Source organism: Pseudomonas sp. LBUM1678, from assembly GCF_059695575.1.
The window spans coordinates 6,322,428-6,338,030 of the sequence record NZ_CP166775.1 but is presented as its reverse complement, the minus strand read 5'-3'; the positions used below and the strand labels follow the sequence as shown (position 1 = coordinate 6,338,030).

The 15,603-nt window shown below is 60.5% G+C and carries 12 protein-coding genes; 4 read left to right on the top strand and 8 right to left on the bottom strand.

Features of this window, described 5'->3' with window-relative positions:
• Window positions 1-7 precede the first annotated feature (7 nt).
• Complete coding sequence (locus ACA070_RS28880) at window positions 8-676, bottom strand: polysaccharide lyase family 7 protein (protein WP_497449261.1); 669 nt, start codon at window positions 674-676, stop codon at window positions 8-10.
• Window positions 677-999: 323 nt separating this feature from the next.
• Between ACA070_RS28880 and ACA070_RS28875 the strand changes: the two genes are divergently transcribed.
• Genes ACA070_RS28875 through ACA070_RS28865 form a run of 3 tightly spaced genes read left to right on the top strand, consistent with a single transcriptional unit; the run spans window position 1,000 to window position 3,978 of the window.
• On the top strand, window positions 1,000-3,123 hold the full coding sequence (locus ACA070_RS28875) for a putative bifunctional diguanylate cyclase/phosphodiesterase (RefSeq protein WP_497449260.1): 2,124 nt from the start codon (window positions 1,000-1,002) through the stop codon (window positions 3,121-3,123).
• A 46-nt stretch (window positions 3,124-3,169) separates the two neighbouring features.
• Window positions 3,170-3,661: a M48 metallopeptidase family protein gene (locus ACA070_RS28870; protein ID WP_219095096.1), complete on the top strand. Its 492-nt coding sequence runs from the start codon at window positions 3,170-3,172 to the stop codon at window positions 3,659-3,661.
• A gap of 20 nt (window positions 3,662-3,681) precedes the next feature.
• Complete coding sequence (locus ACA070_RS28865) at window positions 3,682-3,978, top strand: winged helix-turn-helix domain-containing protein (RefSeq protein WP_090178776.1); 297 nt, start codon at window positions 3,682-3,684, stop codon at window positions 3,976-3,978.
• Window positions 3,979-4,073: 95 nt separating this feature from the next.
• Here the strand turns inward: ACA070_RS28865 and ACA070_RS28860 are convergent, their stop codons facing one another.
• Window positions 4,074-4,526 carry a GNAT family N-acetyltransferase gene (locus ACA070_RS28860; protein WP_497449259.1) on the bottom strand — a complete coding sequence of 151 codons (453 nt, stop codon included), beginning with the start codon at window positions 4,524-4,526 and terminating at the stop codon, window positions 4,074-4,076.
• A gap of 257 nt (window positions 4,527-4,783) precedes the next feature.
• Between ACA070_RS28860 and ACA070_RS28855 the strand changes: the two genes are divergently transcribed.
• Window positions 4,784-5,521: a substrate-binding periplasmic protein gene (locus tag ACA070_RS28855; RefSeq protein WP_497449258.1), complete on the top strand. Its 738-nt coding sequence runs from the start codon at window positions 4,784-4,786 to the stop codon at window positions 5,519-5,521.
• 139 nt (window positions 5,522-5,660) lie between these two features.
• Here the strand turns inward: ACA070_RS28855 and yccS are convergent, their stop codons facing one another.
• The 6 genes from yccS to ACA070_RS28825 form a co-directional block, all read right to left on the bottom strand.
• A complete protein-coding gene (gene yccS / locus ACA070_RS28850; protein WP_497449257.1) occupies window positions 5,661-7,844 on the bottom strand; it encodes a YccS family putative transporter in 2,184 nt (727 codons plus the stop codon).
• 288 nt (window positions 7,845-8,132) lie between these two features.
• Window positions 8,133-9,311, bottom strand: coding sequence for a BaiN/RdsA family NAD(P)/FAD-dependent oxidoreductase (locus ACA070_RS28845; RefSeq protein WP_497449256.1), 1,179 nt, complete (start codon window positions 9,309-9,311; stop codon window positions 8,133-8,135).
• A 145-nt stretch (window positions 9,312-9,456) separates the two neighbouring features.
• Window positions 9,457-10,842, bottom strand: a complete 1,386-nt coding sequence (dbpA, locus tag ACA070_RS28840; RefSeq protein ID WP_497449255.1) for an ATP-dependent RNA helicase DbpA — start codon at window positions 10,840-10,842, stop codon at window positions 9,457-9,459.
• 188 nt (window positions 10,843-11,030) lie between these two features.
• Entirely contained in the window at window positions 11,031-12,458 is a 1,428-nt protein-coding gene (gene mdtD, locus ACA070_RS28835) for a multidrug transporter subunit MdtD (protein ID WP_497449254.1), read from the bottom strand.
• Window positions 12,459-12,617: 159 nt separating this feature from the next.
• The gene (locus tag ACA070_RS28830) at window positions 12,618-13,955 is read right to left on the bottom strand and encodes a TldD/PmbA family protein (RefSeq protein WP_497449253.1); all 1,338 of its coding nucleotides are present in this window, start codon (window positions 13,953-13,955) and stop codon (window positions 12,618-12,620) included.
• A complete protein-coding gene (locus ACA070_RS28825) occupies window positions 13,955-15,397 on the bottom strand; it encodes a TldD/PmbA family protein (RefSeq protein WP_497449252.1) in 1,443 nt (480 codons plus the stop codon). Before ACA070_RS28825 ends, ACA070_RS28830 begins: the two co-directional genes overlap by 1 nt.
• Window positions 15,398-15,603 lie beyond the last annotated feature (206 nt).

Genomic DNA, 15,603 nt, shown 5'->3' with positions numbered 1-15,603 from the left:
GTTTCCGTTATTTGTCGTGATCAATATCCAGCTTGCTGAACGTCACTTTCCCGCCTTCGCTGGTGTACCCGGTGTGGTCTTGCACATAAACCCCGGCCTTGAAATACAGCGGCTTGTCGCGCCAGGTCGCGCTGATGTCGGTGTCCCATTGATAACCCGCCGCACTGATGCCCAACGCTCCGCCCGGGCTCAGGTGGATGAGGTAGGAAAACTCCCGATCCAGCTTCACGCCAGTAGCAATGGTAATCACCCGTCCTTCACCGTCATCAGGGCGCATACGAACCTTGGCGACGATGTTGCCCGACTGTGTACTGGTCTTGTACTGATACTCGAGTTTCACCATGGGTTTCTGGCTTTCATAGGCGTGGATCTGACCGATGACGATTTTGCCTGAACTCGGTACCTGGTTGACCACGAGGGTCGCGCGCAGGGAATTGTCGGCGTCCGGGTAGAGCCAGTTTTTCAGGGTGCCGTTGCTGTAGGTTTCGCGAAGTTCGGTGCGGGGGTACTTTGCGTTTGCGGTTTTGGAACCGGTCACCGGGGACCAGAAAAACAGGGTGCCGGTGTCGGAGTGGAAGTATTGATCCTTGAAGCCGTTCACCAGTTTTGGCGTGTCAACGGTGTACGGCGGATTGCCGACAGGAACACTGAGGTTCCAGGTTGCGAGATCGATCATAGACAAAAGCTTCCACGAATTTTTTACTGCACGCGCGTGCCAGAAGCTCTGGCGCGCACCTTGGGGGCAATCCTTATAAGCGCAGAAGTTCAATTTGTTAATGCGTAAATGACAAACGGATGACGTCAAAATCCTGTTAAAAGGCCATCTTTCCCGGTTTCAGGGGGCTGTAGAAGCGACCGTTAGTCGGCAAATGTACGTGATGGTTAAATGATGGCGCACTGATAGCTTCTGCTTTTGCGGATCCCGGTCTAGAGTGAAGTCTCAGTATTTGTCCGGTTTTCACGAGAAACCGGCCTGACGCCCCGAATAAGAGAAGCAGCATGGAATGCGCGCAACCCACGCCAGCCGAAGGCAGCTCGATCCTTTTAATCGTCGATGATTACCCTGAAAACCTGACCAGCATGCGCGCGTTGCTCCAGCGCCAGGATTGGCAGGTCATTACCGCGGCTTCCGGTTTTGAAGCCCTCAGTCTGTTACTCGAACACGATGTCGACCTGGTGCTGCTGGATGTACAGATGCCGGGCATGGACGGTTTTGAAGTGGCGCGCCTGATGCGCGGCAGCCAGCGAACTGCGCTCACCCCGATTATTTTCCTCACCGCCAACGAACAGTCCCAGGACGCCGTGATCAAGGGCTATGCCAGCGGTGCGGTGGATTACCTGTTCAAGCCGTTCGACCCGCAAATTCTCAAGCCAAAAGTGCAGGCTCTGCTCGAGCATCAGCGCAATCGCCGCGCGTTGCAGCGCCTGAGCCGCGATCTGGAGGTCGCTCGCGCGTTTAACGCCTCGGTGCTGGACAACGCCGCCGAAGGCATCCTGGTGGTGGGTGAGGACGGTCTGATTCGCTTTGCCAACCCGGCGATGTCGCGGTTGCTCAATGCCACGGTGAAGGACCTGCAAGGCCGGGAGTTTCTGGATTTCCTGCAGAAACCGCATATCCCGGTCTGGGCAGACTCTGACTTTTATACCGGTTACAAACGCGGCGAAACCCTGCGACTGCACGACGCGCTGCTGCGAACGGCGCCCGGCCAACAAGTGCCGGTGGCGCTGTCTTGCGCGCCATTGCCCAGCGAACAGCATGCGATGGTGGTGACGGTGCTGGACATGTCGGTGGTGCGCCATCTGCATCAGCAACTGGAATTCCAGGCGGTGACGGATCCTCTGACCGGGCTGCTCAACCGTCGCGGCTTTTACCAGACGGTTGAAAATCTGCTGCTGCGTGGCGAACGGTCCGATGGCGCCTGGGTGCTGCTGTACCTGGACCTTGACGGCTTCAAACGCGTCAACGATTCCCTCGGTCACGATGCCGGCGACAGGGTGTTGCGCTGGGTGTCCGAGCAATTGAAAGCCTGTCTGCGGCCCTTCGACATTCTGGCGCGCATGGGCGGCGACGAATTCACGGCGCTGCTGGATCTGGAATTCCCGGAGCAAGCGGCCAAGATTGCTGAGAAACTCATTGAGCGGGTGTCGATCTGTCAGCAGATTGATGGTCTGGATATCGCGTTGGGCGCCAGCATCGGCATTGCCACTTACCCGGACTGCGGTTCGAATCTCGATGGTTTGCTGCGTGCGTCGGACATTGCGATGTACGAAGCGAAACGTGCCGGCCGGCAGCAATACCGTTTCTACGATCACGACATGAATGGCCGGGCGCGCTCGCGGCTGATGCTCGAAGAGAGCGTGCGCACGGCCATTGATAACCGTGATTTCACCCTCGTGTATCAGCCGCAGGTGGCGATCAACAGCGGGCAGATTCGTGGTTTTGAAGCGCTGCTACGCTGGCAGCACCCGAGCGTCGGCGACGTACCGCCGGGGCTGTTTTTGCCGTTGCTGGAAGAGGCGCGGCTGATCAGTCGTCTTGGCAGCTGGATTTACCATCGCGGCGCCGGCCAGCGCAAAGCCTGGGAAACCTTGTTTGCCGAGGATCTGGTGCTGGGCGTCAGTTTGAGCAGCACTCAGTTCGGCATGCCCAACCTTGTCACTGAATTGCGCCAGGTGCTGGAACGTCACGGCGTGCAACCGCGTTATCTGGAAGTCGAAGTGACGGAAGAAGCGTTGATGCAAAACCCCGAAGAAACCCGCAAGACGCTGCGCTTGTTGCGCAATCTAGGGGTGCGGGTGGCGCTGGATGACTTCGGCTCCGGGCCGTGCTCGCTGGCGCATCTGCGCGATCTGGAGCTGGATACGCTCAAGCTCGACCGGCATTTGATCGCTCGATTACCGGAGTCCGAACGGGATGCGGCGCTGGTGCGCAATGTGATCGACCTGTGCAAGCAATACGGGATGCTGGTGATTGCCGAAGGGGTGGAAACCGTTGCGCAATATGAATGGCTGCAAGCCAATGGTTGCCAGTACGTGCAAGGTTTTCTGGTGAGCCGGCCGATGATGGCCGAGGATGCCGGCGACTTTGTCGCGCCGTTTGACTGGAGCGCGCTGACCCGCTGAATTCGCTACACTGGCGACCTTTTCGTGATTCGTGTTGCCGCCCCCAATGACCGCGTTGAAATACCTCCAGGCCTATCCCGCTGCGTTGCAGGACCAGGTGCGTCAGCTGATCGCCGAAGGTCGGCTGGGCGATTACCTGAGCCAGCGCTACCCGGAAAAGCATGCGGTGCAGAGCGACAAGGCGCTGTACACCTTTGCGCTGGACCTCAAGCAGGAATACCTGCGCAACGCGCCGGCCATCGACAAGGTGTTGTTCGACAACCGCCTCGACCTGACCCATCGCGCGCTAGGCCTGCACACGACGATCTCGCGGGTGCAGGGTGGCAAGCTCAAGTCCAAGAAGGAAATCCGCGTGGCCTCGTTGTTCAAGGAAGCGCCCTCAGAGTTTCTGAAAATGATCGTGGTGCATGAGCTGGCGCACTTTAAGGAATCGGATCACAACAAGGCGTTCTACAAGCTCTGCGAACACATGTTGCCGGGGTATCACCAGGTGGAGTTTGACCTGCGGGTGTACCTGACGTGGCGGGATATGCAATAAAAACAACAAGGAGCGCACAGGTGGATGTGAGCAAGACAAAAAGCAGTTTTTACCGCCGGTTGTACGTGGCGTACCTCATCGACAGTGGGTTGGCCAGCAGCGTCCCGGCCCTGACCGAGGTCACCGGCATGCCCCGGCGTACGGCGCAGGACACGATTGCGGCGTTGGCGGATCTGGACATCATTTGCGAGTTCGAGCAGGAAGAGGGCGCGCGCAACCATGCGGGGCGCTATCGGATTCGCGAGTGGGGGGCGATTGATCGGGGATGGATTGAGCGCAATTTACGGCAGATTAAAGCGGTGCTGGAATACCCGTGATTTGTGGCGTTGCAGCTGACGCCTTCGCGGGCAAGCTCGCTCCTACAGGTGCGGTGAAATCCCTGTAGGAGCAAGGCTTGCCCGCGAAGAGGCCCTCAGGAGCGACGCATCCCGATATGCGGAATGTCATCCTCAAGGTATTCCTCGCCCGTCACAACAAACCCGTAACGCCCGTAATACCCCTGCAAATGGGATTGCGCCGATAGATAGATCGGCACCTCAGGCCAGCGTTTCCCGGCCTGCTTCAACGCCTGCGCCATCAACTCATGCCCAAGCCCGGTGCCACGCGCTCCAGGCGCAATAATCACTCGCCCAATCACCACGTCGCCGCCCTGTGTTTCCGGGTCGAGCAGACGTAGATAAGCCACCAGCCGATCCTCGTCCCACGCCATCAAATGGCAGGTGTCACCTTCCAGATCCTGGCCATCGACATCCTGATAAGCGCATCTCTGTTCGACGACGAACACCTCCGCACGCAACTGCAGAATGGCGTACAGCTGCTCTTTTCCCAGATCGCTGTGGTGTTTGCAGACCCAATCGATTGTCATCTTCACTTTCCTTGAGCAACGTCGCTCCGATACTAAGCGCCCCGACGAAATATGTCTGTATGGCGGAGAAATCTGTGACAAAGGCCAAAATGCCACCATTCATTTCGCGCGGCGCTGTCTTCTTTGTGTAATCTGCGATGAAGCGCTGTGCAGTGGCTCCAATGAGCTAATGTTGAGTACCTGAGTGTCGGTACACGGGTCTTGGAGTTTTGGCAGAAAAATACGCCGGGCAGCCCGCCCGCTAAGGATTTTCTAGCATGCCGCGATTGCATCGAGCGTTTGCTTTGATTGGATTGCTGTTGCTGGCCCAGAGCGCGGCAGCGGAAAGGCTGCGTCTGGTCGCCGACGCCTGGCCACCCTTTACCGATGCCACGCTGGTCAACGGAGGCTTGGCCACCGACATTGTCAGCACCGCGCTGGCCCGGGCCGGTTATGCCAGTGATTTCGAACAGGTGCCATGGGCGCGAGCGTTGCTCGGGGTGGGCGAAGGTCGTTACGACGTGCTGGTTAACGCCTGGTACACCGACGAACGCACCAAACTGGGCCAGTTCTCCGGCGAATATCTGCTCAACCGCGTGCGCTTTCTCAAGCGCAAGGACGCGCCCATCGAGTTCAGCAATCTGCAGCAACTGCACACCTATCCGATTGCGGTGGTGCGCGGTTACGCCTACTCATCGGAATTCGATGAAGACGTGTCGTTGCAGAAAGTCCCTGTGCATAACTTCGCCATGGCCGTACGGATGGTGGCGGCGGACCGGGTCAAGTTGACACTGGAAGACGAATACGTCGCCCGTTATTACCTGGCTCGGGAATCCTCCGAGGTGCGCAATGCCGTGGAGTTCCTGCCCAAGGCGTTGAGCGAGAACAGCCTGCATATCTTGGTCAGCCTGAAGAATCCGCAGCATAAGCAAATCGTCGCCAGTTTCGATCGCGAGATTGCGGAGATGAAGGCTGATGGGAGTTATGAGCGGTTGATGAAGCAGCATGGGATGTGAGTAGGCTTGATCCGGTGCTTGTGGTGCGGCTGATGGCCCTATCGCGAGCAGGCTCGCTCCCACATTGATCTATGGCGTGACACAAATCCCTGTGGGAGCGAGCCTGCTCGCGATAGGGCCGGCCCAGTCACCACTAATCTCAGTCTTCGCTAGTGTCCTTTATAAGGTGCGCCGCCAACGTCCGCAACGGCCCCAACTGCCGACAGATCAGCGCCAATTGCGTCTGCACCAATCGCTGCCCTTCATCGATTTCATCCGGCATATGTTCAAGCGTATTAGCCAGCGCCTCTTCCTCATCGCTCTGAATCGCAATCGGCTGTTTGCTCGCCAAGCCTTGGGCTATTTCATCGATGCTGGCCGCCAGGCTCACGCCCGCGCCGTCGATCAAGTGCTCGCGCACATCCGGCGGTAGTTGGGTTTCACGGTGCGCACCCAATCCCGACAGGTAACTGAGCAAGGTGTGCGACAGCACCAGGAAGCGAAACCCGACATCCGCTTCCTTACGAAAATGCCCCGGCTCCATGAGCATGTTGGCCAGCGTCGTCGACAGTGCCGCGTCAGCGTTGTGCGCGTTGCGCCGGGCCAGGCGATAAGCCAGGTCATCGCTTTTGCCGGCGGCGTATTGCTGCATGATTTGGCGCAGGTAAATGCTGTTGCAGGTCAGGGTGTTGGCCAGCACTTTGTTCAGACGTCGGCCCTGCCAGTCCGGCAAGAACAGGAACACCGCGAGGCCGGCGATCAGACTGCCGAGCAAGGTATCGAACAGCCGCGGCAGGAACAGCCCGTAACCATCCCCGACCTGATTGAAGCAGAACAGCACCATCAGGGTGATCGCGGCGGTGGCCAAGGTGTAGCGGGTGGTGCGGTTGATAAAGAACACCACCCCGGCTGCGATCGCGAAGCACGACTGGACCAGCGGATTGGGAAACAGGTCGAACAGCGCCCACGCCACCGTCAGGCCAATCGCGGTGCCGATGATCCGCTGCCCGAGCTTGCGGCGAGTGGCGCCGTAATTCGGCTGGCAGACAAACAGGGTGGTGAGGATGATCCAGTAACCCTGCGACGGGTGAATCAAATGCACCATGCCGTAGCCGATGCTCAGCGCCAGGGGCAGGCGCAGTGCATGACGGAACAGCAGCGAGGTCGGCGTCAGCTGCGTGCGCAAGCGAATCCACACATCCTTGAGGCTGCGCGGCGAACGGTCGAGCAGGCTGCTGTCGGTGGCGTCGGCCAGGGCGTCGGGGTTGCTGGCGTCGCTGAGCAACCGGTCGAGGGTGCCGAGATTGGCGGCCAGTGCGCGCAAAGAACGCAGCAAGCCGCGCCAGGCCGGGTTGCTCTGGGTGCGCAGGTGTTCGATGGAGGCATGCAGGTCGCTCAATGCTTCGGCGAAGCTGGCGTCATAGATGAACGGCTGGCGCATCTGGATCGATTCCGCCAGCGCCCGGCAAGCCTTGCCTTGTTGACGCAGCAGGCGCTGACAGCGGAACAGCACGTCGCTGTGGAAGAACGCGTCGGCCAGCGCGTTGTAAGGGTAGTGCGAAGAGCTGGCGCGCTCGTGGATGTCCTGGGCGAGGAAGTACAGCTTGAGGTAACGACTGACTTTCGAACCCGGCCGACCGTTGCCAACCCGGTGCAGAATGATTTCCTTGGCGGCGTTTAGTGCCGCCACCACCCGACCGTTTTGCTGAGCCAGTTCCAGTCGGCGTGCTTCCACGTCCATCTGCCGGATCGGCTCGAACAGCGACGCCTTGAGTTTCAGGTAATAACCCAATTCACGGAACAACCGCGCCAGGCTCTGCTGCACCGGCTGGTTGGAAAACATCGCCTGCCACAGCACCGACAGCAAGCCATACCAGGCGGCGCCGGCGACAAGCAGCACCGGTTCGTGCCAGAAGTCGGTGACCGCGCCGCCACGCTGGTCCACGCCGATCATGGTGTAGACCGACAGAATCAACGTCGCCGAGGCAATCGCGCCATAGCGTTCGCCCAATGCGCCGAGCATGGTCAGGCAGAAGGCGGCGAGGGCGAAGGCGATGATGAAAAAGACGGGATAAGGGAACAGCAGTTCGACCGAAAGCGCGGCGACCAGAAAACACACCAGCGTCACGGCCAGCGCGTTGAGGCGGCCCTGCCAACTGTCGTCGGTCTCGGCCAGGGCGCTGGCGATGATGCCCAGGAACAACGGGATCAACAGCCCCATTTCATCCTGATACCAACAGACGGCCATGCTGCCGGTCAGGGCGATGAACACCCGCACGCTGTAGCTGAATTTATCTAGCGCCCAGAGACGGCGCAGAGACTGACGAAATGAAGTCGATGACATGAAGTGCGAAGGCCTTCCGAGGCAATGACGCTAAATTGAGCCAGTAATGACGCCGACGCAATGGCGTCGATCACATCTGACAGCAAAATCTGTTCCTTCCTGGTGGAGGTGTCAGGTCTGCATTGAATCCTGTGGCGAGGGAGCTTGCTCCCGCTCGGCGGCGAAGCCGTCGTAAATCCTATGCATGTGATGTGTCAGGCAAACAGTGATGGCAGGTTTTGGGCCTGCTGCGCAGGCCAGCGGGAGCAAGCTCCCTCGCCACAAAACTCAGGCCCGCATCGAAGTAGTTCAGACAAATTGCGCAGCGGCGTAGCCCGAGGCCCAGGCCCACTGGAAGTTGAAGCCGCCCAGGTGGCCGGTCACGTCGAGCACTTCACCGATGAAGTACAAGCCCGGGCTTTTCAGCGATTCCATGGTCTTGGACGACACCTCGTGAGTGTCGACGCCACCCAAGGTCACTTCCGCGGTGCGATAGCCTTCAGTGCCCGCAGGCACCACTTTCCAGCTCGCCAGTTTTTCGGCGATGTCGGCGATTTCCGCGTGGGTGTATTGCTTCATCGGTTTGGAGACGAACCAGTTGTCCGCCAGCAGGTTGGCCATCTTCTTGGTGAAGATTTCCCCCAGCAGGGTTTTCAACTCGCTGTTCGGGCGTTCGGCTTGCTGCTGTTGCAGCCAGGTCGGCACATCGTGGTCCGGCATCAGGTTGATCTCAACCGTGTCGCCGGATTCCCAGAAAGAGGAAATCTGCAAAATCGCCGGACCGCTGAGGCCGCGATGGGTGAACAGGATGTTCTCGCGAAAGCTCTGGTCGTTGCAGCTCACCAGGCAATCCACCGACGTACCGGACAGCTCGGTGCAAAGCTCCTTGAGCTGATCGGTGATGGTGAACGGCACCAAGCCGGCGCGGGTCGGCAGCAGGTCGTGGCCGAATTGCTTGGCGACCTGATAACCGAAACCGGTGGCGCCCAAGGTCGGGATGGACAGACCGCCCGTGGCGATCACCAGCGATTCACAAGTCAGTTGACCGAGCGTGGTGTCCAGCAGGTAACCGCTTTCGAGCTTTTCGATGGTCTGGATCGACGTGTCCAGGTGCAAACTCACGCCAACCTGATCGCATTCATTGAGCAGCATCTCCAGGATGTCGCTGGACTTGTTATCGCAGAACAACTGGCCAAGTTTTTTCTCGTGGTACGGCACGCCGTGCTTGGCGACCATGCCGATGAAATCCCACTGGGTGTAACGCGCCAGTGCGGATTTGCAGAAGTGTTCGTTCTGCGAGAGAAAATTGCCCGGTTCGGTGTACATGTTGGTGAAATTGCAGCGGCCACCACCCGACATCAGGATTTTCTTGCCGGCCTTGTTCGCATGGTCGAGCAACATCACCTTGCGCCCGCGCCCGGCGGCGGTCAGCGCACACATCAACCCTGCGGCGCCAGCGCCAATGATCACGACTTCGGTAGAGCGCAAAACGGTGTCCTCACACAAGAGCTGATGTGGAATGCAATCAAATGTGGGAGCTGGCCTGCCGGCGATGGCATCGACTCGGTTTGCCAGTCAGACCGAGTCGATGCCATAGCTGGCAGGCCAGCTCCCACAGGGGTTCGCGGCGTTCTTAGAGGATACGAACGCGCAGCGAACGGCCTTTGATCTTGCCGTCGTTCAGGCGTTGCAACGCTTGCTTGGCGATCCCGCGTTCCACGGCCACGTAGGCCTGGAAGTCGAAAATCGCGATCTTGCCGACCTGGGCGCCTGGAATGCCGGCATCGCCCGTCAGTGCACCCAGAATATCGCCCGGGCGAACCTTGTCTTTACGGCCTGCGCCAATGCACAGGGTGCTCATCACCGGCAGCAGCGGTGCGCCGCCCTGGGAGGTGAGGTTGTCGATTTGATCCCAGCTCAACGGCGACTGCTGCAGCTTCTCGATGGCCTGGGCGCGGTGCGCTTCGGACGGGGCGACGAGGCTGATCGCGATGCCTTTCTCGCCGGCGCGGCCAGTTCGGCCAACACGGTGGATGTGGATTTCCGAGTCACGGGCCAGTTCGACGTTGATCACCATGTCCAGCGCATCGATATCGAGACCGCGAGCGGCGACGTCAGTGGCCACCAGTACCGAAGTACTGCGGTTGGAGAACATCGCCAACACCTGGTCGCGGTCACGCTGTTCCAGATCGCCGTGCAGGCCGACGGCGGAGATGCCTTTGGAGGTCAGGTGATCAACGGTTTCCTGGACCTGCTGCTTGGTGAAGCAGAAGGCGACGGTGGACGCCGGGCGGAAGTGGCCGAGGACCTTGGTCACGGCGCTCATGCGCTCTTCCGGGGAAATTTCGTAGAAGCGCTGTTCGATCTGCGTGTCGTCATGGAACGCCTCGGCCTTCACGATCTGAGGGTTGCGCATGAACTTCGCGGCCAACTGCTTGATGCCCGTCGGGTACGTGGCGGAGAACAGCAGGGTCTGGCGACGCTCCGGGCACTGGGCGATGATTTCTTCGATGGAATCGTAGAAACCCATGTCGAGCATGCGGTCGGCTTCGTCGAGGATCAGCGTGTTCAGGCCATGGAGCACCAGCGAACCTTTGCGCAAATGCTGCTGAAGGCGGCCCGGGGTGCCGACGATGATGTGCGCGCCGTGTTCCAGCGAGCCGATCTGTGGGCCGAAGGACACGCCGCCGCACAGGGTCAGGATCTTGATGTTGTCTTCGGCGCGGGCCAGACGACGGAGTTCCTTCGCGACCTGGTCAGCCAACTCACGCGTCGGGCAAATGACCAGCGCCTGGCAACCGAAGAAGCGCGGATTGATCGGGTTCAACAGGCCGATACCGAAGGCGGCGGTCTTGCCGCTGCCAGTCTTGGCCTGGGCGATCAGGTCCATCCCCTTGAGGATCACCGGCAAGCTTTGCGCCTGGATCGGCGTCATCTGGGCATAACCGAGGGAGTCGAGGTTAGCCAGCATGGCGGCGGACAGCGGCAAAGTATTAAAAGCGGTGGCGATGGTGGTCACGGGACTGGCCTGCAAAACAAAATGTCGCGCAGTGTATCAGTCCCGCGCTCTCCACCTGCAAATTCTGGACGAATAGTCGTAGCAGCTGCCGAGGCACGAGGCTGCGTTGGGCTGCGAAGCGGCCCCGAGGACCCCGGGCGGTCCTGCGGACACGCGACGCAGCCTCGTGCCTCGGCAGCTGCTACAAGTCAGTGCTCTATATCGTGCTCGCGGCTGACCGTCCGTCGGCCATCCTTTGGTGAAAGCTGCGAAAAGATCGTCGCAGCCAGCATCGCCATGATTCCGACCGTCACGAACGTAAGCTGAAACGCGCCCAGAACCGTGTCCACACCGTCGTTGCCGATCTCTGCGGTAAAGCCGCCGAGCAAGGCACCCGCGCAGGCAACGCCGAGGCTCAGGGACAATTGCGCGACCACCGACAGCAGGCTGTTGCCGCTGCTGGCGCTGGCGTCGTCGAGGTCGATCAGGGTCACGGTGTTCATGGCGGTGAACTGCAAGGAGTTGATCGCGCCGAGAATGGCCAGCATCCCCAGCAGCAGCCAGTACGGCGTCTGTTCGCTGACCAGGCCCATACTCGCCAGCATGAGTCCCAGCGCCAAGGTGTTACCGGTAAGCACGATGCGATAACCCAGGCGCTCAATCAGCGGTCGCGCCACCGACTTGGCGACCATCGCCGCAGCCGCCAGCGGCAACATGCTCATCCCGGCCTGGGACGGCGAGTAACCCAGCGCCACTTGCAGCAGCAACGGCACCAGGAACGGCAAGGCGCCGCTGCCCAGGCGGGCGAACAGGTTGCCGAGGATGCCCACGGCAAACGTCCGGGTCTTGAACAGTGACGGTGCGAACAGCGGATTATCGATGTGCCCGGCCCGCAACCAATACGCCGCCAGACACGCCATGCCACCGAACAGCAACAGCATCACCCGCAAGTGCGGCAGGTGCAGTTCGCCGAGGCCTTCCATGGCGATGGTGATCAGCACCATCGCCGCACCAAACAGCAAAAAGCCAAGGCTGTCGAAACGGGTGCGTTCGCTGCCACGCAGGTCGGGTATGAACCTCCACACGGCGTAGCAACCGACGGCGCCCACCGGCAGGTTGATCAGGAAGATCCAGTGCCAGGTCAGGTATTCGACCATCCAGCCGCCCATGGTCGGGCCGATCAACGGGCCGAGCAGGCCGGGAATGGTGATGAATCCCATGATCCGCACCAGTTCCGAGCGCGGGTAGGCGCGTAGCACCACCAACCGCCCGACCGGCAGCATCAACGCACCGCCCAGGCCCTGAATCACCCGGGCGCCGATCAACATGCTCAGGGTGCTCGACAAGGCACAGAGCAGTGAGCCGAGGCTGAACAACAGAATGGCGCCGAAGAATATTTTCTTGGTGCCGAAACGGTCGGCGATCCAGCCCGAGGCGGGGATCAGCAGGGCGACGGTGAGCATGTAGGCAATGATCACGCCCTGCATGCGCAGCGGATTCTCGGCCAGGTCTCGGGCCATGGCGGGCAGGGCGGTGTTAAGGATAGTCCCGTCGAGGGATTGCATGAAGAAAGCGATGGCGACGACCCACGGCACCCAGCGGGCGGTGACAGCGTCGAGAGGCGGGCGGTTGGGCATGGGACCTCTTGTCAGTGTGAAATGACACGATCTGCAGAACGATGAACCCCTGTAGCAGCTGCCGAGGCACGAGGCTGCGTTGGGCTACGAAGTAACCCCCGAGGGCGGTCCTGCGGACACGCAACGCAGCCTCGTGCCTCGGCAGCTGCTACAGGGTGTTTACAGCGTTAACGTGAGTCGGCTGACAAGCGCCCCCGGCAACAACGCCGAGGCAGTCGCCCGCTGACTGTACGTGCTGGCCGACAACATCAGCTCGCGCTCCTCGGTCAACGCTTCGAGCTGCGAACCGAGCAAACTATAGGCACTGTCATCAAACCGCATCGTGCTCACCGGCGCCTGAATCTCGCCGTTCTCGACCCAGAAGGTCGCGAACCGGGTCATGCCGGTCAGGCGCGCCGCCGGTTGGTCCGAGTAGTTCAGGTACCAGAGGTTGCTGATGTACAAGCCAGTGCCCAGTTGCTTGAGAATCTCTGCGTCAGGCAACGCGCCCGCCGCCATGTTCACTGCACTCGGCATTTCACCGCCGCTGGCGCCGTTGGCGGTCAGGCCGTACTCGGCCGCGCTGCGTGAGCTGACCATCTGCGCACTCGCCTTGCCTTTGACGATCAAGCCAAGATCGCTGCGCGGATAACCTTCGCCGGAAAACGCCGGGCTCAACGAACCGCTGACCTTTTCATCGACGGACACCAACGGGCTGAACGAACTGTCGCCCGCATACAGCTTCTGCAGCGGACTGTTTTTGCTGGCAATCGACTGCGCCGAGAAACCGCCCCAGCCCAGCATGTCCATGATTTCTCCCAAGGCGGCCGGCGCCAGGTAGGCGCGGTACTGACCCGGCGCCAGGGTGCGTTGCGGTCTGCCCAGGAATGCCAGCTGCTCGCGTGCCTGAGCAAAGCGTTTGGCAAACCCTTCGCTGTTCCAGTCGTGCCCGGCGTAGCTGGCCTTTACCGCTTGGCCATTGTCGTGAAACAGGCTGAAATCGAAATTGAAGCTGTTAGCCTGATGCCAGCCGAACGCGCCCGAGGAACTGGCGAAACCACGGCTGATCGGCCCGGCGGCATAGAAACCCACCAGATCCAGCCCTTTGGCCGCCTGGGTGATTTCGGCCACCACCTGCTCGGTGTCAGGCAGCGGATGATCCTGCACGTTCTTGCTCTGCCAGCCATTGTGGTTGAGCAGCAGGTACGGATCCTGCGGCAGCAACGGCAAGGTTTCGCGCAGCTGTTGCAGACCTTCGGCCAGCCGCTGAAAGTCGACTTCCGCATCGCCGGCCAACGTAATGTTGAGGTCGGCATGCCGGCCTTCGTTGATCAGTTTGAAACCAACGCTCGCTTGCTGCACCTGACCGGCCTGTCGCACCTTGGCGTGGTTGAAACGCACGAAGGCCGAGGACTCGGCGGCGTAGCTGAGGGTGAACTGTTCCGGCTCGCGAATCGCATCGCGCAGCCAATTGACCAAAGTCTTGAACGACTCGGCCTGATTTTTTGAAGTACTCATCAGGCGTCTCCCCCAAATACATCCACGTTGCTGAACACGCAGGCCGGCGAGGCGTGGCCGACACGGATCACCTGATTCGGCTCGCCCTTGCCGCAGTTCGGCGTGCCCAGGACCTTGGAGGTGCTGGCGTCGCCGACGGCGCTGAGGCTCTTCCAGAAGTGCGCGGAAATCGCCCGGTAGTTCGGATTTTTCACCACGCCTTTGAGCTCGCCGTTTTCGATCAACTGCGCCCATTCGCAACCGAACTGGAATTTGTTGCGCGCATCGTCGATGGACCACGAGCGGTTGGTCGACATCATGATGCCGTGCTCGATGTTGCCGATCAGTTGTTCCAGCGGCTGATCGCCGGGCTCGATATTCAGGTTGGCCATACGGTCGATCGGCGGACGATTCCAGCCACAGGCGCGGCTGTTGGCGACACCGTCCATGCCTGCTCGGAATTGCGACAGCGCGCCGCCGAGTGGACGCAGCAGCAGGCCTTCTTTAATCAGGAATTGCTTGCTCGCGGCGGTGCCGTCGTCGTCATGGCCGTAGCTGGCGAGCTGCTCGGGAATATCGGGATCGAAGGTTACGTTCAGCAGTTTCGAGCCGTATTGCAGGCTGCCGAAGTCTTCTGCCTTGACGAAACTGGTGCCGGCGTAATTGCGTTCATCGCCGAGGATGCGGTCCAGTTCCAGCGGGTGACCGATGGATTCGTGGATCTGCAGCATCATCTGGTCGGGCATCAGCAACAGGTCGCGCGGACCTTGCGGCGTGTTGGGCGCCAGCAGCAATTGCAGCGCTTGATCGGCGACTTTCGGGCCGGCACCGACCAGGCCGCAGCGGCTGATGACATCGGCACTGCCTTGCTGGCCGAAGTTCTCGCGGCCCAGACTACGGGTCTGGCTGTCGCTGCCGTCGTAGGCGGTGACGTCGAGGCTCGGGTAAACGAAACGTTGGGCCTGACGCAGTTCGGCGCCGGCGCTGTTGAGGTAGATCTGCTCGACATGGGTGATGCCAATGCTCACCTGCCAGTTCACCAGTCGCTCGTCCTTGGGCACGGACGCGGATTCGGCGCCGAGCAATTGGTAGCAATCGCTCAGGGACGGGAAGGGCTGGTCGAGGTTCGGCGAAAAGTAATCGGCGCGGTCGCTGGAGACGGCTTGCTCGCGCAGGTCGAGCAGGGCGTGGGGCTTGAGTCGACGGGCTTGTTGCTCGGCGCGCTCAAGGGCCGCTTGCAGGCCTTGTTGCGACAGGTCGTTGGTCGCGGCGTAGGCTTCGACGCCGTTGACGCGCACGGTCAGCATCGCGCCTTCGTCGCGGCTCAGGCTTGGAGGTTCGGCGACATTCTTGCGCACCGACAGGTACTGGCCGGACTCGCGCACATAACGCAGCGAAAAGAATTCAGCGCCCGTGCGCAAGGCAGCGAAGCGCTGCTTGAGCTGGGGGTGGAAATCGAACATTCGGGAACCTCCTTGGTCTGGAGTGGCGGTGTAGCGGTGTTGCGAAGGGGGGGTGAAACGTTTGCGTGGCGCTAGATTAGGCCTGGGCGGGGGGTAGGATCAAGCTTGGATCGGTGTAGGAAGGTATTGCCGGGGTGTGTCAGAAAGAGATGTGTTGTTTGGTCGGGCCCCTTCGCGGGCAAGCCTCGCTCCTACAGGAGAATGCG